The organism is Flagellimonas lutaonensis (assembly GCF_000963865.1).
Classification (GTDB): domain Bacteria; phylum Bacteroidota; class Bacteroidia; order Flavobacteriales; family Flavobacteriaceae; genus Flagellimonas_A; species Flagellimonas_A lutaonensis.
On sequence record NZ_CP011071.1, the window covers coordinates 1,581,426 to 1,603,522 of the forward strand.

Annotated in this window: 22 protein-coding genes; 8 read left to right on the forward strand and 14 right to left on the reverse strand. The window is 47.5% G+C overall.

The window, feature by feature from the left end; genetic code table 11:
• Genes VC82_RS07330 through hemA form a run of 3 tightly spaced genes read right to left on the reverse strand, consistent with a single transcriptional unit; the run spans position 1 to position 3,321 of the window.
• Positions 1–1,104 (reverse strand): uroporphyrinogen-III synthase, encoded by a 1,104-nt coding sequence (locus tag VC82_RS07330; RefSeq protein ID WP_262491911.1) that lies wholly within the window; start codon positions 1,102–1,104, stop codon positions 1–3.
• Positions 1,105–1,145: 41 nt separating this feature from the next.
• Positions 1,146–2,069, reverse strand: a complete 924-nt coding sequence (hemC, locus tag VC82_RS07335) for a hydroxymethylbilane synthase (protein ID WP_045801797.1) — start codon at positions 2,067–2,069, stop codon at positions 1,146–1,148.
• On the reverse strand, positions 2,062–3,321 hold the full coding sequence (hemA, locus tag VC82_RS07340) for a glutamyl-tRNA reductase (RefSeq protein WP_045801798.1): 1,260 nt from the start codon (positions 3,319–3,321) through the stop codon (positions 2,062–2,064). The genes hemC and hemA overlap by 8 nt, the downstream gene beginning before the upstream one ends.
• Before the next feature lie 195 nt (positions 3,322–3,516).
• Between hemA and VC82_RS07345 the strand changes: the two genes are divergently transcribed.
• Positions 3,517–4,410 (forward strand): AraC family transcriptional regulator, encoded by an 894-nt coding sequence (locus VC82_RS07345; RefSeq protein WP_045801799.1) that lies wholly within the window; start codon positions 3,517–3,519, stop codon positions 4,408–4,410.
• Positions 4,411–4,422: 12 nt separating this feature from the next.
• A complete protein-coding gene (locus tag VC82_RS07350) occupies positions 4,423–5,172 on the forward strand; it encodes a ThuA domain-containing protein (protein ID WP_245616012.1) in 750 nt (249 codons plus the stop codon).
• Here VC82_RS07350 and VC82_RS07355 read toward each other — a convergent pair whose 3' ends face one another.
• Both VC82_RS07355 and VC82_RS07360 read right to left on the reverse strand, forming a co-directional pair.
• The gene (locus VC82_RS07355; protein WP_045801801.1) at positions 5,173–5,943 is read right to left on the reverse strand and encodes a sulfite exporter TauE/SafE family protein; all 771 of its coding nucleotides are present in this window, start codon (positions 5,941–5,943) and stop codon (positions 5,173–5,175) included. It lies immediately after the preceding gene.
• Between the two features lie 18 nt (positions 5,944–5,961).
• Positions 5,962–6,795, reverse strand: coding sequence for an N-acetylmuramoyl-L-alanine amidase-like domain-containing protein (locus tag VC82_RS07360; protein WP_045801802.1), 834 nt, complete (start codon positions 6,793–6,795; stop codon positions 5,962–5,964).
• Between the two features lie 120 nt (positions 6,796–6,915).
• Between VC82_RS07360 and hemH the strand changes: the two genes are divergently transcribed.
• The 4 genes from hemH to VC82_RS07380 all read left to right on the forward strand — a co-directional run bounded on the left by hemH (position 6,916) and on the right by VC82_RS07380 (position 11,117).
• A complete protein-coding gene (gene hemH / locus VC82_RS07365; protein ID WP_045803317.1) occupies positions 6,916–7,950 on the forward strand; it encodes a ferrochelatase in 1,035 nt (344 codons plus the stop codon).
• Between the two features lie 105 nt (positions 7,951–8,055).
• The gene (locus tag VC82_RS07370) at positions 8,056–9,444 is read left to right on the forward strand and encodes an MATE family efflux transporter (RefSeq protein ID WP_045801803.1); all 1,389 of its coding nucleotides are present in this window, start codon (positions 8,056–8,058) and stop codon (positions 9,442–9,444) included.
• A gap of 46 nt (positions 9,445–9,490) precedes the next feature.
• Positions 9,491–10,588 (forward strand): lactonase family protein, encoded by a 1,098-nt coding sequence (locus VC82_RS07375; RefSeq protein WP_045801804.1) that lies wholly within the window; start codon positions 9,491–9,493, stop codon positions 10,586–10,588.
• A 205-nt stretch (positions 10,589–10,793) separates the two neighbouring features.
• Entirely contained in the window at positions 10,794–11,117 is a 324-nt protein-coding gene (locus VC82_RS07380; protein ID WP_045801805.1) for a GIY-YIG nuclease family protein, read from the forward strand.
• Positions 11,118–11,258: 141 nt separating this feature from the next.
• On the opposite strand, the gene VC82_RS07385 is transcribed toward VC82_RS07380, so the two are convergent.
• The 6 genes from VC82_RS07385 to VC82_RS15245 all read right to left on the reverse strand — a co-directional run bounded on the left by VC82_RS07385 (position 11,259) and on the right by VC82_RS15245 (position 19,074).
• Positions 11,259–12,350 carry a TFIIB-type zinc ribbon-containing protein gene (locus VC82_RS07385; RefSeq protein WP_045801806.1) on the reverse strand — a complete coding sequence of 364 codons (1,092 nt, stop codon included), beginning with the start codon at positions 12,348–12,350 and terminating at the stop codon, positions 11,259–11,261.
• A 204-nt stretch (positions 12,351–12,554) separates the two neighbouring features.
• Positions 12,555–13,691: an SPFH domain-containing protein gene (locus VC82_RS07390; RefSeq protein WP_045801807.1), complete on the reverse strand. Its 1,137-nt coding sequence runs from the start codon at positions 13,689–13,691 to the stop codon at positions 12,555–12,557.
• Between the two features lie 300 nt (positions 13,692–13,991).
• Positions 13,992–15,149 (reverse strand): DmpA family aminopeptidase, encoded by a 1,158-nt coding sequence (locus tag VC82_RS07395; protein ID WP_045801808.1) that lies wholly within the window; start codon positions 15,147–15,149, stop codon positions 13,992–13,994.
• 10 nt (positions 15,150–15,159) lie between these two features.
• Positions 15,160–16,098, reverse strand: coding sequence for a tetratricopeptide repeat protein (locus VC82_RS07400; RefSeq protein ID WP_045801809.1), 939 nt, complete (start codon positions 16,096–16,098; stop codon positions 15,160–15,162).
• A gap of 118 nt (positions 16,099–16,216) precedes the next feature.
• A complete protein-coding gene (locus tag VC82_RS07405) occupies positions 16,217–17,338 on the reverse strand; it encodes a hybrid sensor histidine kinase/response regulator transcription factor (protein WP_052698952.1) in 1,122 nt (373 codons plus the stop codon).
• A gap of 2 nt (positions 17,339–17,340) precedes the next feature.
• Positions 17,341–19,074, reverse strand: coding sequence for a sensor histidine kinase (locus VC82_RS15245; RefSeq protein ID WP_052698954.1), 1,734 nt, complete (start codon positions 19,072–19,074; stop codon positions 17,341–17,343).
• Positions 19,075–19,304: 230 nt separating this feature from the next.
• Here VC82_RS15245 and VC82_RS07410 point away from each other — a divergent pair, with 230 nt between their 5' ends.
• Together VC82_RS07410 and VC82_RS07415 are read left to right on the forward strand one after the other, a co-directional pair.
• Positions 19,305–19,850: a cupin domain-containing protein gene (locus VC82_RS07410; protein ID WP_045801810.1), complete on the forward strand. Its 546-nt coding sequence runs from the start codon at positions 19,305–19,307 to the stop codon at positions 19,848–19,850.
• Positions 19,851–19,878: 28 nt separating this feature from the next.
• Entirely contained in the window at positions 19,879–20,388 is a 510-nt protein-coding gene (locus VC82_RS07415; RefSeq protein WP_045801811.1) for a hypothetical protein, read from the forward strand.
• Between the two features lie 94 nt (positions 20,389–20,482).
• On the opposite strand, the gene VC82_RS07420 is transcribed toward VC82_RS07415, so the two are convergent.
• The 3 genes from VC82_RS07420 to VC82_RS07430 form a co-directional block, all read right to left on the reverse strand.
• On the reverse strand, positions 20,483–21,181 hold the full coding sequence (locus tag VC82_RS07420) for a carboxypeptidase-like regulatory domain-containing protein (RefSeq protein ID WP_045801812.1): 699 nt from the start codon (positions 21,179–21,181) through the stop codon (positions 20,483–20,485).
• Between the two features lie 88 nt (positions 21,182–21,269).
• A complete protein-coding gene (locus VC82_RS07425; RefSeq protein WP_045801813.1) occupies positions 21,270–21,596 on the reverse strand; it encodes a hypothetical protein in 327 nt (108 codons plus the stop codon).
• Positions 21,597–21,621: 25 nt separating this feature from the next.
• A complete protein-coding gene (locus VC82_RS07430; protein WP_052698956.1) occupies positions 21,622–22,092 on the reverse strand; it encodes a RidA family protein in 471 nt (156 codons plus the stop codon).
• Positions 22,093–22,097 lie beyond the last annotated feature (5 nt).

The window sequence follows — 22,097 nt, forward strand, 5'->3', positions numbered from 1 at the left end:
TCAATGCGTATCGGCCGAAAAATGTTTGACGACCTGCACCAGTACGTTCTCTATGGTTGGCTTATTGGCCACAACAACGTTATCGGTATGTTTTTTTGCCTCGTTCGCGGTGGTGTCACCTATGCAAAAGGCAGTTGCCTTTTCCAAACTATTCAAGGCCGTGAAACTTTGCACCCCACTGGGGCTAAAAAAAAGGATTCCCTCGAAATGGCGTTCAAATCGTTTGGGCGCCAAATGTGTTTCGTAGACCACAATATCTTTATACTGAACGTTATTTTTTTCAAGGATAGTTGGCAATTCCTGCCTCCTATTATTCCCTGTAAGGAAGAGAAACGCCCGATCTCCATATTTTTCGACGATTATTTGGGCTAAATCAGTTGCATGGTCGGCTGTCTCAATCACTGAAAAACCATGATGTTTTAGCAGTGAGGCTGTTTTTTTTCCTACACAGAAAGCTTTGATTTTACTACGGTTTTCAGAATTTTCTTTTTTCGTATACGATTTTACGGCGTTCTGACTGGTGAAAATATAGTTGTCGTAGCCGGTTTCAAGTTCAAAATCCAAATGGTCTATTTCGATGGCGTTGTATTCGACAAGCCCCAAACCGGCAGCCAGAAGTCGTTCTTTTTGTGGTTTCGAAAGGATTTTAGTTGAGAGTATGGTACTACTCCCTCTCCTTGGGGAAAGGGCCGGGGTGAGGTGGCCTTTTCGGGCTTTCTTTCCATCTTCAAGCTGTTTTTTTCTTTCTTCAGCGTAAGAATCTTGCTTTGTTTTGGCTTGTTGAATAGCTTTAAAAACTACATCGATATTTTTAAATACCATTTGGTTTTCAAAGCGAAGAACATAATATCCTAAGCCTCTTAGATGTTTATCGCGAAGCTCATCTTTTTCTTTTTGGTTGATTTGATTGTGAGAATCCCCATCGAGTTCAATTATCATCCCATATTCTGCACAAAAAAAATCAACGATATACTCCTTAAGGGGATGCTGTCTTTTAAATTTTAGGTTTTCGAATTGTCGATTTCTCACATATCCCCAAAGCTTTTTTTCAGCTTCTGTCTGTTCTTGATGTAACAACCTAGCTATTTTGGTTTTTATGTTCATTGCCCCTCACCCTAGCCCTCTCTCTCGGGAGAGGGAATTGTTTACGTTTTTGTTTTGGCTTTGATCTCTTTCATGATTTCCTTGCCACCTCTGCTCAAGATCTCTTTAGCGCATATCTCGCCAAACCCTTTGATATTGGACAGTGGCACTTGTTTTTCAACAGTCAATTTTTTCTTTCCATCCAACGAAAGTAAGACCCCTTTAAAATAAACCGTTTGGGTTTTTATGGTTGCCAAAGCTCCTATCGGGGCGGTGCATCCTCCTTCGAGGGTGCGCAAAAAAGCACGTTCCACTGCTGTGCAAAGGTCGGTCTCATTATGGTTTAGTGGGGTTGTCTTTTTGATGGTATCGGCATTGTTCTCTCTGGCGACCACCATCATGGCCCCTTGGGCCGGGGCTGGAACCATCCAATCCAACCGAATGGTATTTTTGGGCAAGAGATCAATGCGTTTGAGTCCTGCCGCTGCAAAAATGGCTCCCTGCCAATCGTTATCGCTGAGTTTCTGTAGGCGCGTGTTGACATTTCCGCGCAAATCGACCATGGTATGGTTCGGATAGCGGTTCAGCCACTGTGCTTTTCTGCGTAAGCTGCCCGTGGCTATGGTTGCCGGTTTGGCGGAATCTTCCAGAAAATCCGTGCCTTTATGAACCAACATGTCACAAGTATCACCACGTTCAAGAACAGCGGTTTGTACGATGCCCGAGGGCAACAGGGTGGGCACATCTTTCATGGAGTGCACGGCGATGTCGATCTCGCCCTTCAGCATGGCCACATCGAGGGTTTTGGTAAAAATACCCGTGATGCCCAGTTGGTAAAGGGGTTTGTCAAGTACCAGGTCTCCTGTTGATTTGACGGGCACCAACTCGGTGCTGTGGCCCAGGACCTCCAATCTGTTTTTCACCGTATGGGCCTGCCAAAGGGCCAATTCGCTGTCGCGTGTGCCAATGCGTATGGGTCTACTCATTGGTGTTTATTTCAAGCTGAAAGACCTCTTGGATCAGTTGTAGGCTATCTTGGGTATCGACTTCGGTCTTCCTTAAATGATTGGCAAATTGTCGGGTGATTTTCTGAATGATGCGATCTGTGATGATTTCAGCCTGCTCAGGATTGTAATCATCCAATTTTTTGGCATGAAAACGCAGCTCTTCTTCTTTCATGGTGTTGAGCTTGGCCTTTAGGGCATTGATCACGGGCGCAAACTTTCGCGTTTCGAGCCATTTTATGAAATCGTGCTTTATATCCTCTATAATGGCCTCGGCCTTAGGTACAAATTTTTTCCTTCGTTGAAGGGTCTCATCAGTGATTTGCGAAAGTTGATCGAGGTGCACCACGGTAACGTTGGGAAGCTCTTTGACATCATCAGACACGTTCTTGGGCACAGACAGGTCCAATATCAACAAGGGCCTGTCGGTGTGTATCAATGCCTTTGAAACAGTGGGCAGTTGGGCACCGGTGGCAACCACCAACAAATCGGTTTTTCTGATCTCTGTCTGAAGGTCGCCATATTCCTTGACGACCAAATGGAACTTGCCGGCCACCTCTTCGGCCTTGGCACGGGTACGGTTGATAAGGGTAATGTGCTTGTTCTCGGTATGCTTGATGAGGTTCTCACAGGTATTTCTGCCGATTTTTCCGGTTCCAAAGAGCAGAATTTCCTTGTTGGATACGTCGGGCACATTTTTTAAGATGTATTGTACCGAGGCAAAGGCGACCGAGGTGGCGCCCGACGAAAGTGCTGTTTCGTTTTTGATGCGCTTACTGGCCTGGATCACCGAATTGCACAGCCGCTCGATGAACGGATTGGCCATATCGTGCTTTTTCGAGCGATAAAAACTTTGTTTTATCTGGCTTATGATCTCGAAGTCGCCCAAAATTTGGCTATCGAGGCCCGTGCCCACCCTAAAAATGTGCGAGATGGCCTCGTGGTTCTTGTAAACATAGGCCACATCTTGAAAAGCTTCAATGGTGCCTTGGGTATGGTCACAGAGTAGTTTTATCAGTTGAAAGGGGTGTTGTGCAAATCCATACAGCTCGGTACGGTTGCAGGTCGATATCACCATCAGGCCATCGATGCCCTGTCGCTTGGCAGTGATAAGCAGACTGTCTATGGCAGGCACGTCTAAACTGAAACGCCCCCTGATCTCGGCATCGGCCTTTTTGTAGCTCAGCCCCACCGCATAGAAAGAATTGTGCCTTGAAATATTGTAATGCTTCATACCCTGTCTTACGACGCCCACAAAAATACATGCTTGGTAGCACCAAAAATAACGCTGGAAGAACTTTTAATAACGATGTAGGATGTTTTTGGGCGCCCAAATGCCAATATGCCCGAAAAACCCTAAATTTACTGCGTTGTTCTAGATTTTGTTTTTTATTTGGATTGAGTCTAAATAACGGTAAACATTCGTTTTATGGAAACCAAGTCCAACAAAAATGTCGCTAGCGGTTCTTTTCGGGAAGTCTTTATTGAAGATGGGTTCTATGTACTTAAGATTCAGAACGATACCGAAGAAATTCAAAAGGTGGAGCGCGAGATCGACAGCACTTATATTCAATTTCATTTCTGTCTAAAGGGCAACGCGCGGTTCAACTTTAACCAAGGGGCGTACGGTCTCGAGGTTTCAGAAGAGAATTCATTGTTGTTGTACAATACCCAAAAAGACCTGCCCCTGAACCTGGAGCTGGCCCCAAAATCATGGTTGCTGTCCGTAGTGATGACCATTCGCAAGTTTCACTCCCTTTTTTCTTCGGAGGCGGAATATATTCCGTTTCTGAGTGCCGAAAACCAAGAGAAGAAGTACTATGCGCAAGAACCGGTCAATCCGGCCATAGCGGTAATCTTGAGCCAAGTTATGAACTACAGTTTGCATCCTTCCATCAAACAACTGTACATTAAGGGCAAGGTGTACGAATTGATCTCGCTCTACTTCAACCGTGTCGAGGATGCCGATCTGGAACAATGTCCGTTTTTGGCCGATGAGGAGAATGTGCGGCGCATCCGTAAGGCCAAAGAAATCATGATTTCAAGAATGGCCGAACCGCCGACCTTGAACGAATTATCCAAAGAAATAGGATTGAGCCTTAAAAAATTGAAAGAGGGTTTTAAGCAGATCTACGGCGATTCTGTGTACGGTTTTCTTTTCGACTATAAGATGGAGTATGCCCGCAAAATGTTAGAAACCGGTCGGTATAATGTCAATGAGGTGGGCCTTAAGGTGGGGTACAGCACAGCCAGCCATTTCATTGCCTCGTTCAAAAAGAAGTATGGCACCACGCCCAAAAAATACGTATCTTCAACTACCTAAAATTTTATTGCGATGGACACTGTTAAAATGCTATTGGCCATATTGCTATGTTGGCCCATTGTCTCTTGTGGGCAAGAAGAACCTACCGAGGCACCCAAGAAACCCGATCTTGTACTGGTCTTCACAAAAACTGCCGGCTACCGCCACCAAAGTATTGAAAAGGGGGTCAAGACACTTCGGGAATTGGGGCGAAACAACAATTTTATCGCGCTACAGACCGAATCGGGCGATGACTTCAATGCCGATAACCTGAAAAACTATCAATTGGTGGTGTTTTTGAACACGACCATGGATGTGCTGGATGATGACCAACAGCGCGCTTTTGAAAATTATATCAAATCGGGGGGCAGTTTTTTGGGCATTCATGCCGCAGCCGATACCGAATATGAATGGCCTTGGTACGGCAAATTGGTCGGGGGGTATTTCAACGGGCACCCGAACAACCCGAATGTTCGCAAGGCCACCATTGAGGTACTCGATAAGTCGCACCCCTCAACCGCGCATCTGCCCGATCAGTGGGTACGCAGCGATGAATGGTACAATTACAAAGACCTGAACCCCAATATGAACGTGCTCATGAATTTGGATGAGGATAGCTATGAGGGCGGCACCAATGGCGACAACCACCCCATTGCTTGGTACCATGAATTTGAAGGGGGCAGGGCCTATTACACCGGTGGCGGCCATACCGATGAATCGTTTGACGAACCCGAATTCAGGAAGCATTTGTTGGGCGCCATCGAGTGGTGTTTGGGGCGTTGATCACCAAGACTTCACTTGCCCATAAATCAACAGCACCCCGCTGATGACCATCAGTGTGATGACCCACTTTCTAAAGGTACTGCTCTTCATGCCCTTCAAGAATTTCTTGCCGGTGACATTGCCCAAGATGGCACCCATGCCCAGTGCGATGCCGTAGAGCCAATACTGGTCTTGCAGCAGCCCAAAAAAAGTATAGCTTCCGATCTGTGAGAGGCCCATCAAAAATGAGTTGGCCGTTTTGGTGGCGATCATGTCCTCCTTATCCAAGCCATAGTTCAGATAGAATGGGTTCAAGACCGGCCCCAGCGCCCCAATGATGGTGCCCAAAACCGAGACCAACAGGCCCAACGGAATAAAGTAACCCAACCGCATGGTGAACGAACGTTTCTTTTTTCCGAAGCGGTACTGAAATACAGTACTTATCAAAAAAAGTCCGACCGCGATTTGCAACCACTCCAACCGAAACTGCGAAAACAGCCATGACCCCAAGAAAGCCCCCAAAATGGCAGCCGGCGCATAGTACAGGCAGACTTTCCAATCGATGTGTTTCCAGAACAGTGCCAAGCGTGCCGGCCGTCCGATAAAGGTGCCCAAATTCAGTACGGGGGCGGTTTGCCCCACCCCTATCAAGGCATTTAAAACGGGCACCATGATCAGGGCGCCCCCACCCCCTGAAAGGGTCGAAATCACAAAAGCCACCACCCCCAGGCCAAGTAGCAACAACAACAAAGCTGGGTCGGTCTGTTGAAAAATTCCGGTCAATCCTTCCATTTCATGGAGACTTTGATGCTAAAGTGGTCGCGCCACGATGATTCCGATAGTGCTTTTGATCTTATTGAGGTAGTCTGCCAACGGTTCTTTGGTGATGGTCACCTCGCCTGAGCTAGAGGCGTGCAACAAATGTATCCGTCCACTGGGTTGTCGAATGGCCAGCCCCGTATGGGTAACATCCAACCCTTTGATGGAGGTGGCCAAAGCGATGATATCCCCATTTTGGATGTTGCCTTCCACAGATTCGATTTCGCTTTGGGGCAAAACACATAGCGTTTCCTTGGCCAAAGCGGCTTCCGTTTCCATAATTCTTTGGTAATTGCCCTCATCTTTCAAAAAAGGGTACAGTTCACGGTGCGTGCCCATGAAATTGATGGTTTTTTCCATTTCTACACCTCCCAACCCATGGGTGATGTCTTTTACCAACCCTTTCTGTTCGTTGTTGCGGATCCAGTCGGTAAAGTAGTGCAAGCGTGAGGCATAGCCATTCAACTCCCCATTTCTATACCGAATGGTTTTTAAAGTTTCCGCAAACGTATCAAAATCAGTATTGCCGTTGCGTAAAAGTGTTGAAAAGGCGAGCACATTTTCTACAAAAGTGGTACAATCGAGTCCGCAAAGGTTGATGACCAAGGTCTCGGCCTCGCCCACTTCAAGTGTTTTTTCCACGTAGGGGGTTCCCAAAAAGGTTTTTCCGACGTGTATGATCGTATCGCCGAAAGATGCTCCTTTAAGCAGTTTCAACTGCCCCATTTTTTTCACAAAAAGCTTTTTGTCGCCAGAAGAGCAGGTTATTTGGGCATTTGTTGATAATGAACCGAGAACAAGAAGAAAAAAGAGGAGTCGCTTCATATCGCTAAGGTACGACCAAAAACAAAATTGAAAATATCTATCTGGCATAAACAACTAATTGTGTCAAGAAAAGAAGTATATGCCCACAAACCGTATTTTTGCACCTTAAATTCAGATGCTGTGAAAAAAGGAGTTTTATTGGTCAATCTGGGTTCGCCCGATAGTCCGACCCCCAAAGATGTAAAGCCTTACCTCGATGAGTTTTTGATGGATGAACGGGTAATAGACGTAAACCCTGTGTTGCGCAACATCATCGTGCGGGGCATCATTTTACAGACCCGACCAAAGCGTTCAGCTGAGGCCTATTCAAAGATTTGGTGGCCCGAGGGTTCGCCCCTGATCATCATTTCAGAGCGCTTTGCCAAAAAAGTGCGGGAACAGACAAAGATGCCTGTGGCATTGGGCATGCGCTATGGTTCGATGAGCATCAAAAAAGGACTGCAACAACTGGCCGAAAAGGGGGTCGATGAGGTGCTGTTGGTGCCGTTATACCCCCACTATGCCATGTCGAGTTACGAGACGGTGGTGGTCAAGGCCATGGAAGACCAAAAAAAGTATTTCCCCAAAATGAAGCTTACAACGCTTCCCGCCTTTTACGCAAACCCAGACTACATCAAAGTATTGTCAAAAAGTATTGTTGACGGACTCAAAGATTTTGAATACGACCATTTGTTGTTTTCCTATCATGGCATTCCTGAAAGGCATATCCGTAAGAACGACCCCACAAATTATCACTGTAAGATAGACGACAGATGTTGTTTCGTGAATTCAGTGGCTCACCACACGTGCTATCGGCACCAGTGTTATACCACTACAGAGTTGTTGAAAAAAGAATTGGCTCTTGACCCCGAAAAGGTCAGCTCGTCTTTTCAATCGCGACTGGCCGGAGACCCTTGGTTAAAGCCCTATACCGATTATGAATTTGAACGGTTGGCCAAGGAAGGAAAAAAACGCTTGGCAGTCATAACCCCGGCCTTTGTGAGCGATTGCCTTGAAACCCTTGAGGAAATCGCCATGGAAGGCAAACACCAGTTTATGGAAGCCGGGGGCACCGATTACATCCATATTCCCTGTTTGAACGACCGGGATGATTGGGCGGCTTTGATGGCCAAGTGGGTCAATGAGTGGGAGGCTGATGGCATCTTGCCTGTTTAATCTGTCATTTCGAAATGAGTCCGTGCACCACGGATGATTGAGAAATCTAACAAGTTTAAATTGGATTTCTCTCTTTGGTCGAAATGACTTTAGTGTTTTTGTGTTATGGCCAAAGTAACTGCAGACCAACTGGGTTCTGAACCCATCGGAAGATTGCTGATCAAGCAGGCGGTGCCCGCTTCGATAGGTATTCTGGTCATGTCGATCAACGTGTTGGTCGATTCCATTTTTGTGGGCAACTGGATCGGCTCCATTGCCATTGCGGCCATCAATGTGGTGCTGCCCGTGTCGTTTTTCATCGCGGCACTGGGTATGGCGATCGGTATCGGGGGGTCAAGCATTATCTCCCGGGCCTTGGGGGCCAACAACAAAGAAAAGGCACTCAAGACCTTTGGCAACCAGATTACGCTGACCCTTTTGGTGACCATTTCGATGGTGGTCCCGGGGCTTTACTATGTCGATGGCCTGATTCCCGCCTTTGGCGGAAAGGGCGCCATTTTTGACCCTGCCAAAATCTATTATGTGATCGTGTTGTACGGGGTGCCCTTTTTGGCACTGTGCATGATGGGCAATACGGTGATCAGGGCCGAAGGGAAACCCAAGTTTGCCATGATTGCCATGATCATTCCGTCGGTGGGCAACCTGTTGCTCGATTATATCTTTATCTACGTTTTTGATTGGGGCATGCACGGGGCCGCATGGGCCACCACGGCTGGGTATCTGCTATGTTTTGCCTATATTTTTTATTTCTTCCTATCCAAAAATTCGGAACTCAAGATCAACGTAGGCCATTTCGGATTGAACCTGCCCATTCTCAAAGAAATCGGTTCGCTTGGTTTTGTGACCCTTGCGCGCCAAGCGGTGACCAGTATCATTTACCTGATGCTGAACAACATACTGTTCAACTTGGGAGGCGAGGCCTTGGTGGCGGTCTATGCCATCATCGGGCGTATGCTCATGTTCGCACTGTTTCCCGTGTTCGGGGTCACCCAGGGTTTTTTGCCCATCGCAGGGTTTAACTACGGGGCTGCCAAATATGACCGTGTCAAAGAATCGATCTATACCGCCATCAAGTATGCCGCCCTAGTGGCGACCTTGGTATTTGTGGTCTTGATGGCATTCCCTGCCGAGATTGCCGACCTGTTCTTGAGCGACCGGGCCGACCTGCCATTAAAAGAGGTGGAAATGAATGCCTTTGTGTTGGAGCACTCCCCCTTGGCAATGCGATTGGTGTTCGCGGCTACACCCATTATTGCCCTACAATTGATTGGGGCAGCCTATTTTCAGGCCATTGGCAAGGCAGTTCCCGCATTGTTGTTGACCTTGACACGACAGGGTTTCTTTTTTATTCCGCTGCTGTTGTTGTTGCCCAATTTTTGGGGCGAATTGGGGGTATGGTTGTCGTTTCCGATTGCCGATGTGCTGGCTACAGTGGTAACCGGAATGTATTTGGCAAGGGAAATCCGCACCAATCTGACGCCCAAACAGACATAGCTCTGTTCAATTTGTTTATTTTCGGAGGATTAAAACCAAACTTTACATGACAAATCGACTTTTGGGCATTATGGGCGCTCTGCTGATGCTCGGGGCCTGCCAAGAAAAACAACAACCTATGCCGAAAAAGACACTCTTCGTGGGCACCTATACCGATGGTGCCAGTAAGGGCATCTATAAAATGGCCTTTGACCCGGCTACCGGAACCCTTGATAGTGTACAGCTGGTGGCCGAATTGCCGAACCCATCGTTTTTGGCGATTTCAAAGGACAGGAATTATCTCTATGCCGTTCAAGAAACAGCCGACTTTGACAGTTTGGGCGGGGGAATCACCGCCTTTCGTTTGCAGGATGGATCGCTATCTAAATTAAATGAAAAAGGCACGGGAGGTGCCCACCCCTGTCATCTGGCCCTTTCTGCGGGTGGTCAGTTGGCCGTATCAAACTATACCGGTGGCAATCTTGCCATCTTTGACCTGGAAGCCGACGGCACCCTTGGAAACCGACAGCTCATTGACCATAAGGTGCTCGACACCACACGACAGGCACATGTGCACAAGGCGCATTTTAGCAGAGACGGGCTCTTTGCCGCAGACCTTGGTCTCGATGCCATCAAACGATATCAAAAGGAAGGCGACCAATGGGTGCCTGCCGAACAAGCGTCGCTTAATCTGCCTGAAGGGGCGGGCCCGCGACACTTTGTCTTCAACGATGATGAAAGCAAACTGTATGTGATCAACGAACTCAATGCGACCATCACGGTGTTTGAACGTGATAGTGGCGAAAATTACAAGTCCATCCAAACAGTAAGCACGCTCGATGCCGCCTATGGCGGCGATAATTCGTGTGCCGACATCCATCTTTCGCCAGATGGCAGATTTCTCTATGGCTCGAACCGTGGTGAGAACACCATCGTCATTTTTTCGGTGGATGGAGCCTCTGGGAAGCTGCGTTTAGTGGGAAGAGAATCCGTTCAGGGCGATTGGCCCCGTAACTTTGCTATCAGTCCCGATGGAAGCCATTTATTGGTGGCCAACCAAAAGAGCAACAATATCTCCATTTTTAAGCGAGATGTTCAAACAGGCCATCTGCAATTCGTGAACACCAAAGAGTTGGGCAGCCCAGTCTGTCTGGTGTTTGAATAGTTGTTTTTGTCATTCTGAACAGCGTGAAAAATCCTGAAGAGGGCTTTCCCTTGTGTAACTGGCAACTGGACAGAAAAAAAACCATGTTTTACATGGAAGACTTTATCGAGATGCTTCGTTGCAGGCTCCTCAGCATGACAAAGAACCGCATTTGTCATTCTGAAAGGAGCGAAGCGCAGTGAAGAATCTTTTGTATTTTACTGATATGTTCAACGAGGGCTGGCATACGTACTATGTTTATATTCTGACCAATCAGCACAAAACCGTCTTATACACGGGCATGACCAATAATTTGGCCAAAAGACTTTATCAACATCGCGAAAATATTAGAGAGAAAAGCAAAACTTTTGTCGCGAGGTATAAGTGCAGTCATCTGCTCTACTATGAGGAGTTTACATGGGTTCAAGAGGCCATTGCAAGAGAAAAAGAGATTAAGGGGTGGGTACGAAGAAAGAAATTAGACCTTATAAAAGGTTCCAATCCTGACTTGAAGTTTATCGAAAAACTGTTTCGCTATCAGGATGTTTAATGATGCTTGTCTTGGTCATTCTGAACAGCGTGAAAAATCCTGAAGGGGTCTTTCCCTTTTTGGACAGAAAAAAAACCATGTTTTACATGGAAGACTTTGTCGAGATGCTTCCTCTCTAACTCCTTAGCATGGCAAAAAAAATCACTTTGAAAGAATAACGATTATTCCCACCACAATCAGCCCAAATAATATGGCAAAGAAAATCTTCCAAAAACTATAGGGCCGGGTGCCCGAAATGGCGCCGTTTTCCCCATTGATAAAGAAATTGTATTCCTTGCCCCTATAGCGATAGGCACTCACATAAACGGGCAACAGAATATGCTTAAAGGTCTCATCGCTGAGGCGAACCTTCATATGGTGAATTCGCTGGGCATCACCCCCAATGTCTTGACGGCACCAGCGGGCGGCGATGCTCTCAGCCTTGTTTTTGGCGGATAGATGTCCCTGTTTAAGGGGAATGGTATATTTCTCTGTAACGAATCCCGCCAAAAAACCACTTTCAAAAGGTTGTAATTTTTGAAGGTTCCACCGTGCGATTTTTGGTGGCACCCGACCCGATCTTTGTTTGGATGCCTGTACCAAGGTATCATCCACAAACCCGGATACACTTCCTGAAACGGGTGTCCAGCGGGTTTTACGAACTTGTCTTGTTTGCTTACGGCCCTTACTGTCGCGGTATGTTTCCGTTACGTAATAATAATCGCCCCGCTCGCCAGAGTAAGTGGCCTTTAGCTGCGCATCGAACGTCCAGTAGGGCAGGTAGAGGCCCTTGGTAAACTGCGGGTCCAAGGCCGCCTTTTTCAATTTGTTGGGGGCAAACCATAAGCGCTTTACCCAAGCCTGAAAGATTTTATGTGAAGCTTTTTGGTCGATTTGGAAAGGCAGCACCGCACCGGGCAAGATCCACTCTTCTTTTTTGGCATCCTCCAAGATCAGGGGCATGCTGCAATACACACAATGCAATGATTTGTAGTTTTCCTCAACATGCTGGGTGGCCCCACAGTTTTTGCAATGCAGCATGGCGATTTCCTCACTATGCTTTTGGGCACCCATTTCCTGTAGATAGGGGTACAGCTCCAATTCCTCAAAACCCAGTCCGTCAACGGCAATGGCTTCTTCGTGCCCGCAGTACTCACAGTTGATCACCGTGGTGCCGGGCTTGTATTTCAGCTCTGCCCCACAGTTGATACAGGCTTTTTTGAGTTCGGTATGTTGAAGTTTTTGATCTTTCATTTTGTCATTCCCGCGAAAGCGGGAATCTTGTTATTATGGATTCCTGTTTTCACAGGAATGACAAAGAGTGATTTTGATTTACGTACGCAGTGGGCAGATTGCATCGCTTTTCTCACGACTGCCCCTTCAACTGTTTGCCCGTCCGGCAGGCGGGCGCCCAGTATTGCAGCTCGAAGTTACCACCCGGTATTACATGTTGAAAAGTCAACCGTTGGGCAATGGCGGTGGCGTATTGCCCCCCAAGAATGATTTGAGCTCCTCAACCTCCTGCAAGGGAGCCCAATTTGCCATGCCCTGCTTCCAGACCAGACTTTCTTTGTTGATGGTACGGTTGGCAAACAATGCCTTTAATTGGTCAAAGCTAACAGGCCCTTGCTGTGTGCCGTTCACGGCATAGTAGTACTGAACGGCCACCGGCATGGGTGGTGGCACCGCTGCACCTGCTTGCGGCACAGGCTGCTGTCCGCCCAATTGTGTTCCGCCCATCATACTGCCCATTTGTTGTGCCAGCACAAAGCCCATTCCCATGCCCATACCGGCCCCGGCGGTACCACCCTCATTTTTGGCGGCGGCCTCCATGGCCTTGGCGGCCTTGAACTGGGCCAGCTTCTGCATATCAAGCTTGTCCAATCGGCTGTACTCGAAGATTTCCTTTTTGAGGTCTTCGGGCATCGAGACATTCTCGATATAGAATTTCTCCAAACCGATACCGACACTTTCAAATTCGGGGGCCATGACCTCGCGGCAGGTCTCTGATAACTCAGAAGTATTGGCCGCATACAGTTCTATCGGCAGGTTCGCCTCGCCCACGGTATCGGTAAATCGGGTGGCGATCAAACTCTTGAGGTGTTCGTTGATCTCAAAATTGGTGAAGTTATTGTCCGTCCCCACAATATCGACAATAAACTTTCCTGGATCTACGATTTTGAAGGCATAGGTACCAAAGGCCCGTATTTCAACCAATCCGAAGCGGTCATCGCTCAATGTTATCGGGTTTTTGGTGCCCCACTTCTCGTCGGTGAACAGGTGGGTGTTCACAAAATAGACCTCGGCCTTGAACGGACTGTTAAAGCCGTATTTCCACCCTTTCAGTGTGGCCAAAATGGGCAGGTTTTTGGTGGTCAGTTCATACGTGCCGGGGCCAAAGACATCGGCCAATTGGCCCTCGTTCACGAATACAGCGGTCTGCCCCTCGCGCACGATCAATTTTGCCCCGTTCTTGATTTCGTTCTGGTAGCGTTCAAAACGATGGGCTATGGTATCGTCGGTGTAGTCGAGCCACTCGACAATGTCGATGAACTCGTTGCTCAATTTCTCTTTTATTTTACTGAAAATATCCATGTAGGTGTTCTTTTTTAATTAGAATTCTAAAGCTAAGAAAAGCGTTATGTATTTTTCTATTTATTGGTATGATTTTTTAGGATTTGTTACAATGGATGTCACCTGCCATTGCTTTTTTGCGATTTCTATCGAAAGGCGGGTAGGGTAAACGAAGCATGGAGCAGCTAAGAATCTCTGTGGCAGGGTTTCAGGCTGCGATGCAGGTTATCAAATCGAAAGAGCCCATGGTTCAACGGAAAGATTTTGTAAAGATGCTTTGTCGTGTAGCCCCCTCAACATGACAAGAGGCCCCATTCTTTATCATTTAATTTTTCCAGCCTCTTTGAGCATTTGCAGTACTTTTTCCTTCGGAAGTGCCTCAACGGTACGCCCCTTGTGGCCCGTCATATTCTCGGCCGCAAAAAGGGAATTCAGAATGGCCTCTTCGGTGGCTTCCACCACGGCCAAGAACAATGGCGTCATGGCTTGGTTACGCAGCGTGGGCACTGTTTGTACCAAGTCGTCGCTTTGATATGGAATGCGGCATTCTTCTGCAGTCGATACCGCGATCACATAATCGCCACTGCCATTACTGGCAATGCCGCCTGTTCGCGCCAAGCCCAACATGGCCCTTTTGGCCAACCGTTCGAGGTTTCTCGCATTCAAAGGGGCATCGGTCATTACCACGATCATGCATGAGCCATCGGGTGCATATTTGAAACTATCGGAGTAGTGCCCCAGTTTCTTTCCCACTTCCACGCCGGCCACTTGCAAGACACCGCCAAAATTGCTCTGCACCAAAACCCCCACGGTATAGCCTCCCGCTTTTTCGGGAAGTATTCGCGAAGATGTTCCTATTCCTCCCTTGAAACCAAAACAGACGGTACCCGTACCGGCGCCCACATTGCCCTCTCGCACACGGCCCGTGTCGGCGGCTTTTATCGCATATAGTACCTGCTCTTCTGAAAGGTCACGTAGGCGTATATCGTTCAAATAGCCATCGTTGGTCTCTCCGACCACCGCATTGACCGAACGCACCGTTTCGTTGCCGGGTTGCGCGAGGGTATAACCTATAACCGCATTTACCGCCGTCGGCACGCTCAGTGTATTGGTCAAGATGATGGGTGTTTCCAGATTGCCCAACTCCTTTACCTGGGTATAGCCGCCCAGTTTGCCAAAGCCATTTCCCACGTAAATGGCAGCGGGCACCTTTTCTTGAATGAGATTGCCATCGTGCGGAAAAATAGCAGTGGCCCCTGTGCGGATGTTGCCTCCCTTGATATGGCTGAAATGCCCCACTTTAACGCCTGGCACATCGGTAATGGCATTCAAGGGACCCGGTTTCAGCACCCCGATTTCAACGCCATAATCACGGATACGGTGTTGGGAATATGAGATTAGGGGAATCAACAGCAGTAGAAATAGCAATCTACCCTCGGAAGCGTGCAAATTGGCTTTTATTTTTAAAGGGAACCCCATTCTTTAAGTGCTAATCGGGCCACCGCGACAGTTCGGCCTCAGCGGCAATATAGCCAAAGGCGGGCCAATGCCCCGTTTCGATAAGATCGGTATAAAGCGACTTGGCCTTTTCAAGATTGCCATTGTAGTGGTACCAATGCGCGATTCCGTACTGGACCGCCTCACTCGCACCGACCGATCCGTTCTTGCGCAAGGCCCCCTCTTTTAGCAAGCCTTTGTAGAACAACAGCAAACGGTGGTAGCCATCGTTTTCAATGATGTCCATCTCTTCGGTGATAGGTTCGAGTAGCTTTTCAGCCTCTTTTGGACTTTCCATACGGTGCAGGATCATGTACAGCCAGTGGGTGGCGGCCACGCGCATATCGTCGTTGGTCGTGGCATTGAGGCAGTTTTGAAAATGTTCCAATGCTTTGGGCCAGTTTCCTTTCAGGTAATAGGCCAGCCCCAAATGGTAATAAATGTTGGTGTGCAAGCTCGATACCGGCCGGTTCAACCGATTCGGAATACCGTCGGGTTCTACTTCATCTTCGGTGCCTTTGATGAGTGTGGCCGCCTTTTCAAGGTCATCGATGGCACGGTCGAGTTGGCGTATACTGATAAAGCGGTGCCCACGGTGCCGGTAGAAACGGGGATCATCGTGAAAAGTCTCAATGCCCTTGGTGTAGATGTCGATGGCCTTTTGGTAATCGCCCAGATAGGCCATGCGCCTTCCGAGCCAAATTACCTTATCGGCATTGAGCGAATCGTTTTGGTACTCGGCGAGCGCCTTTTTGTATTGGGCCACCTTTTTTTCGTGTAGGGGCTTGAGCTGTTCGCTCACCAAGGGCGTACCCAACAGCGACCGGCCCTGCAAGGTGTCGATCTGTACTTTTTTTGTGACTTTTTTGTGGGCTTTTTGGTTGCAGCCGAAGACAAAAACAAGCAATAACAACATTAGATACCTTCCCATATCCGGAAAGGTAAAAAAATCTATTTTTTTGACGGAATGCTTCGGACCGTTTTTTCTTGGTAAAGCAGCTTTAAAGTACAGTAATGCAATTTTTGGGCCCTCTGCCCTTTTTGAATCTTTACGCCTTTTGCGTTTCTACCTTGCTGGGCAACACCCCAAACTTTTCTTTAAAACTCTTGGTAAAATAGGAAAGGTTGGTATACCCGACCGAGTAGGCGACCTCTGATACCGAACCTACTTTTTTGGTCAGCATTGCTTTTGCCCTGTTCAACCGAATGTCATTGACCAATTGCCCTGTAGACTTGTTGATCAAAGCCTTGAGTTTTCGGTGCAGTTGTGCCCGGCTAAAACCTACTTTTGAAGCAATATCCTCAACCGAAAGCAATTCGTTGTCAATATTATCATGGATGATTTTAATCACTTTCTGCAAAAATTTATCATCCACCGAACTGAGATTCAAATCGGGAAGGGCACTTAAATCAAGCGACTTGAAGTGTTCCCAAATTTTTTTGCGGGCAGCAATCAAGTTTTTGGTTCGCAACAACAATTCATCGGCATCAAAAGGTTTGGTCAGGTACGCATCGGCCCCTTGGGTCAAACCGGCCATTTTATTTGATTGTCCGGCCTTGGCGGTCAACAACATAATGGGTATATGGCTGGTCTTGGTATTGTTCTTTAAGGCACTGCAAAGCTCGTAACCGTCTTTTTTGGGCATCATTACATCGCTGATTACCAAATCGGGAATATGTTCAAAGGCCATGCGCTCGCCCTGGACACCGTCATTGGCTGTCAATATCTTGTAGTGGGGCGCCAAAATTTCTGCTATAAAGCCTTGTAAATCGTGATTGTCTTCCACCAACAAGACCACCTCTTCATGGGCCTGTAAGGGTATTGCCGCACCATTTTCTTTCGCTTCAGGTAGCAATTCAGCCGCTTCGGCTTCAGGGGTAGGTAGGGGCTCTTTATTCAAATGAATGGCATCGGGCAGGTCTTGTAGGGTAACCGGAAGACGCACCTTGAAAGTAGTGCCACGGCCTTTTTCACTGTGCACGTTGATTTGCCCGTTATGCATGCCCACCAATTCTTTGGTCAATGCCAGACCGATCCCGGAACCTTTGGCCTCAGTACCTTCAACCCGATAAAAACGGTCAAAAATTCTATCGATTTCCTTTTTGTGCATGCCATTGCCCGTATCGCTTATTTCAACTGATAGATAGCGATCCGTTACATTGACGTTCACACTTACGCCCCACCGGGAGGGGTATATTTAAAAGCATTTGACAAAAGGTTGTTTACAATCTTTTCCAGCTTGTCCCGATCGTAATAGGCCTCGTTAGATTCACCCGAAAAATGGGTATTCAGGCTAATATTTTTGCGTTCGGCCATACTTTCAAAAGAAAACACGTGGGTACGCAAAAATTGTAGAAGCCCACCTCGGCTCAGTTTTAAATGCAGGTTTCCACTTTCAATCTTTGACAGATCCAATAGCTGGTTGACCAACATTTGAAGGCGTACCGTATTTTTTTTGATGACGGCAAAGGCTTTTTCAGATAATTGTACCGATTTGTCCTTGAGTCTGTCCGATTGTTTTTCGGCCTGTTGCAGCGGCCCCTGAATTAGGGCCAAGGGCGTGCGGAACTCATGGCTGATATTGGCAAAAAAACGGGTTTTCACTTCATCCAAATCACGCATGCGCTGTATTTCTGCAAGCGAGCGCTCGGCCTGCAAACGTTCTTGTTGGGCCTGTTGGTTGAGTTTTTGACTGCGATAGGCAATACCGAAAGAGTAGATGATAATCTGCAAAAACATGCCGGTCACATAGGGATCTAGGCGAAACAGGGGGGTTATGATACCCATAGACCATAGGGTGCCCATGATCAAAAACAGACTGGCAATCAACGATCCGGCCCCAAAATAACGGGCAAAACGGTCTTTCTGCCATGTCAACACGATTGATAGTGCAAAACTTGCAATGGTATAGATGTTCAGCATGATGTAATGTAAGGGCGTCGGGGCCAAAAAGTGCACATCAGGATCAAAAAAGATGACATAGCCGATCATCAAAACTATTTCGATAAAGCTGAAAAGGGCCAAGCCAAGAATCCACCTGTCCAGTTTGGGAATTTTTCGTTTTGAGCCTATAAAGGCCCGCCCAAAGAACCAAAAGGTAAAAAAGATACCGTGCGTAAAAAGCATGTGAACGGGAAAGCGAAATTTAGACAGGGCCCCTATGATCAGGCCAATGGTCATGGCCTGGGTCATCATACAGAAAAACAGCCAGAGCGAAAACCAGAAATACACGGGTTCTTTGAGGTATAAAAACTGCAATAGAAAGTGCAGAAAAATGATAAAGGTGACCCCAAACATAAAAATGTTGAAGGTGCGGTGAAATTGATAGGGTTCGTGATAAAAGGCCTGCCCAGGGCTACGGGCACTTAAATTAAAATAGGCCGGATAGCCCAAGCTGTTGCCCTCGGCCCTGATGACCAAGGTCACGGGCTCGCCCACCGGTAAAGGTGCCAGGTCAATACTGTTGAGCATCCATTTGCTGTCGGTGGCCCTGACTCTTTTTGGATACTCTACACCTGTTTTTTGGTGAAACAACAGTTGGCCATTCGCATAGGCGTACACATCCACTTTGCCATTGCTCTTGGTCCAGGCGGGTGGCCCGATCATTTTATCCTCAAAATGGAGTGCCCACCCGTTTAGGGAATCCACCGCTAATAGTTTTAGTTTTCCCCAATAGGTGGTGTTGGTTTTCAAGAATCGGGGCAGTCTGTCGCCAAGGGTAAAGGGCAGTGTGGTGTCATCGCATAATTGCTGGGCTGAAAATTGGCCCATGCTATCGGCGTAGACCTGTAGATGGGGATTTAAATCGTGAACGGGGTATTTGGGGTCCAGTTCATAGACGTCTTGCCCCCAAACCAAGTTCAGGGCAAGCAGTGCAAAAACGAAAAAACAGTATACTGGTCTCATCGGATTCTAGCAAAAAGGTACTGAAAAATAGTAAGCCATACCTGTGGCCACGAAGTTCGGGCGTTCGCCCTCGACCTGCTAGCAACAGTGTTGCATGTATTGACACTGGTGTTTCACATCGCTAAAAATGCTACAAAACAGCCATACTCTGCAACACTTGTGCTAATGTGAAAGTCGTGCCACATCTAGTTTTGCCCTATAACAAATAAAAAACACCAAAATAAAAAACGATGGACAGAAAACAATTTTTAACACGATTGGGAGGCGTTGGGCTGTTGACCATGACCCCCCTAACCACGGCCAAGGCCTTTTTTAAGCAGCGTTCAATTTTTAAGAACGGATCCAAAGAAAAGATTGTACGTGATGCAGAGGGCACCTTGTTGCAGATCTTGGGCAATCCACAGCGGCATAAAGTGGTCGGTGACGACACAGATAACCAAATCTTTGAATGGGTCGACGAGCTGACCCCCGGTTCGGGCATACCCCCACATGTACATACCAAAGAAGATGAGATTTTTCGGGTGCTCAAGGGCGAGGTGGAACTGATGGTCGATGGCAAAACGACCCTATTGAAAAAGGGCGATATGGCCTTTGCACCGAAGAACCTGGTACACTCATGGAAAGTGGTCGGCGAACAGAAGGCCACCATGTGGGTCAGTGCCTTCCCTTCGGGAATGGAGCACATGTTCCACGAGCTACATGCCCTGCCGCCCGGCCCACCAGACTTTGAAAAAGTATCCAAAATCTGCGAAACCTACGGTATTCGCTTTGTATAACCAAAACAAGAAGTAAAACCTGTGAACGATGAAAACACGAACTAATTTTTCACGAACCTTGTTCTGGGTCCTACCCATTTTGGCAATGGGAGTGGCCTGCAGCAAAGACGACGACAATGAAACCATGGCCACTTGGCAAATGGAAGTGGACCAAGTACTGGCCGCCACGGCCAAGTATGCCGATGTGAGCGTGGCCATCAACGAAGGCTTTTTTGATGCTTCGGGCTTTGTGCCCAATATGGGCCACCATTATGTATTGCCGGCACGAATGGACGGTACTTTTGAGCTTGAAAAACCCGAGATCATCTTGTATGCCCCCGATGCCAACGGAAATATGGAGTTTGTGGCGGTCGAGTATGCCGTGCCCATTGAAGATTTAGACAACCCAGGTTTGCCACCGGAAGGCTTTACCGGCGATCTGGACGAATGGGAGGTAAACCCGCACCTGAGCCAATGGCAATTGCATGTATGGCTGGTCAAAGAAAACCCCGATGGCATTTTTGCACCCCATAACCCGGCCATTGGCGACGGCAATTAAGTTTTGTCCATTGCTATAGTTAGCGTGTGAAGGCGCCCTGTGGGAGCAGGGCGTTTTTTCGATTAAAAAAATCAGGGTGTTGCTGCCAGTTGTATTATCGAAACAAGTTCAGAAACCGTTGAAATATGTTGGGCCTGTACACAATGGCCAGTCCGCCCAAAACATCTTCCTCCAATTCGGTTAGGGCCACTTCTACCTTTTTGTTGGAAAGAGACACCTTTTTTTCATGGGTCATAAAGCCGATATAAGATATCTCCAAGGTAATTTCCGAGTTTTTATATCTATCACTGATGGCGATTTTGAAGCGGCCATCGAAATCGGTTTGCACAGCAATACGGGTACCTTTTATAGTCACATGGGCACCGGGCAATGGGTTGTTGCCATCTGTGACCACCCCTTGCAAGGTCACCACGTTTTCTGTTGGCGGTTGAAGGGATTCGGTCGCTACGCGCCCTACAACGGCGATTTGCGCAATTGCTTCTACCGGTTCTGATGTCTTTTGGCCCAAGGCCGGAGTGCCGATGGCCAGCAGCGAGGTAAAACCCAAAAGGGCAGCATTCCTGCGAAATTCGTTACGACTTACCGATGGCAAGGGGGTATTCAACTGTTGGGGTTTAAAACGGCCGCAGATGCTGTGGCCTTTTTTAATGACCCTCGCAAGCTCGCTTTTCGGGGTCTGTGTAAAATCGATGACCTCTTTATTGCAGCTATTGCAAAAACGTCCTTTTTGGGTAGGGGTCATGCTGTGCCAGTTCTCATGGCAAGGCTCGGGAATGGTCAGTATGGTCTTCATATCGGCTTTTCTTTGCCCCTAAACTAGGTTGGCAAAAGGGCAAGAAAAAGCATGAATGAGGCAATGGGTGTTCTGGGTGAGGCAAGCATTACTTTTCGAGCACATTAACATCACAAACAATAGGGCTATTGCTTTGAAATTTGCCATCGGGAAGCCGTAAATAAAACGTGCCCACAAACGATTTACCGCTTACCGAACAAGTTACCTTGAACGAAGGTGTTCGGTTACCCTTAAAGGTATAGGTGATTTTATCAATGGCGCACAAACTGCTATCTAACCAGTGCTCTTCCATAATTAGCTTAAATTGTAGTTGATTTACCATTTGCCCTTTTATGGCAAGCTTGGCGGTTTTATGAAGAGCATGTTCAAGGGAGCCCTTGAATTTTTGAAATTCTTGTTTAGAGAAGAAAGACATGTTGGTGAAGTTTACTGCCCAGGGTTTATTTATCTGATACGACGGCTATGGCCTCAATCTCGACACCCCATTCGGGTAGCCCCAAGGTCGGTATCCCGACCAAGGTGCTGGCAGGCATATCGGTATCGCCCAGCAGTTCTTTGCGCACGGCTCTAAAGGTATCAAGGTATTCGGGGCGGTAGTCGACCACAAAAGTGGTGTATTTGACCACATCGTCAAACGTGGCGCCCGAATGCCCTAAGGTGGTCAACAATTTGCCGATGGCATCGCGAAACTGGGCCTCAAAATCGGCACCAATACCTACTTGCCCCGAAATATAGATAGTCTTGATCCCATTGGCTTCGACTGCTACGGCTTGGGAATAGCCCTGTGCGGGGTCAATATAGGTTTTGGAGAGTTCGGTTTGGTGATTTTGAGAATTATCATTCTCTTTATTACTCTTTTTGCAGGAAAACAGAAAAGTTGTAACAATAAAAATCGTTAAGAAATATTTCATGATAG

Excerpts from the sequence above, each read along its gene's own strand:
- VC82_RS07410 (WP_045801810.1), top strand. The coding sequence starts at position 19,305 with ATGGACAGAAAACAATTTTTAACACGATTGGGAGGCGTTGGGCTGTTG.
- VC82_RS07375 (WP_045801804.1), top strand. The coding sequence starts at position 9,491 with ATGACAAATCGACTTTTGGGCATTATGGGCGCTCTGCTGATGCTCGGG.
- VC82_RS07350 (WP_245616012.1), top strand. The coding sequence starts at position 4,423 with ATGGACACTGTTAAAATGCTATTGGCCATATTGCTATGTTGGCCCATT.
- VC82_RS07345 (WP_045801799.1), top strand. The coding sequence starts at position 3,517 with ATGGAAACCAAGTCCAACAAAAATGTCGCTAGCGGTTCTTTTCGGGAA.
- VC82_RS07360 (WP_045801802.1), bottom strand. The coding sequence starts at position 6,795 with ATGAAGCGACTCCTCTTTTTTCTTCTTGTTCTCGGTTCATTATCAACA.
- VC82_RS07385 (WP_045801806.1), bottom strand. The coding sequence starts at position 12,350 with ATGAAAGATCAAAAACTTCAACATACCGAACTCAAAAAAGCCTGTATC.
- VC82_RS07400 (WP_045801809.1), bottom strand. The coding sequence starts at position 16,098 with ATGGGAAGGTATCTAATGTTGTTATTGCTTGTTTTTGTCTTCGGCTGC.
- hemA (WP_045801798.1), bottom strand. The coding sequence starts at position 3,321 with ATGAAGCATTACAATATTTCAAGGCACAATTCTTTCTATGCGGTGGGG.
- VC82_RS07370 (WP_045801803.1), top strand. The coding sequence starts at position 8,056 with ATGGCCAAAGTAACTGCAGACCAACTGGGTTCTGAACCCATCGGAAGA.
- VC82_RS07380 (WP_045801805.1), top strand. The coding sequence starts at position 10,794 with ATGTTCAACGAGGGCTGGCATACGTACTATGTTTATATTCTGACCAAT.
- VC82_RS07355 (WP_045801801.1), bottom strand. The coding sequence starts at position 5,943 with ATGGAAGGATTGACCGGAATTTTTCAACAGACCGACCCAGCTTTGTTG.
- VC82_RS07425 (WP_045801813.1), bottom strand. The coding sequence starts at position 21,596 with ATGTCTTTCTTCTCTAAACAAGAATTTCAAAAATTCAAGGGCTCCCTT.
- VC82_RS07420 (WP_045801812.1), bottom strand. The coding sequence starts at position 21,181 with ATGAAGACCATACTGACCATTCCCGAGCCTTGCCATGAGAACTGGCAC.
- VC82_RS07415 (WP_045801811.1), top strand. The coding sequence starts at position 19,879 with ATGAAAACACGAACTAATTTTTCACGAACCTTGTTCTGGGTCCTACCC.
- VC82_RS07390 (WP_045801807.1), bottom strand. The coding sequence starts at position 13,691 with ATGGATATTTTCAGTAAAATAAAAGAGAAATTGAGCAACGAGTTCATC.
- hemC (WP_045801797.1), bottom strand. The coding sequence starts at position 2,069 with ATGAGTAGACCCATACGCATTGGCACACGCGACAGCGAATTGGCCCTT.
- VC82_RS15245 (WP_052698954.1), bottom strand. The coding sequence starts at position 19,074 with ATGAGACCAGTATACTGTTTTTTCGTTTTTGCACTGCTTGCCCTGAAC.
- VC82_RS07395 (WP_045801808.1), bottom strand. The coding sequence starts at position 15,149 with ATGGGGTTCCCTTTAAAAATAAAAGCCAATTTGCACGCTTCCGAGGGT.
- VC82_RS07330 (WP_262491911.1), bottom strand. The coding sequence starts at position 1,104 with ATGAACATAAAAACCAAAATAGCTAGGTTGTTACATCAAGAACAGACA.
- VC82_RS07430 (WP_052698956.1), bottom strand. The coding sequence starts at position 22,092 with ATGAAATATTTCTTAACGATTTTTATTGTTACAACTTTTCTGTTTTCC.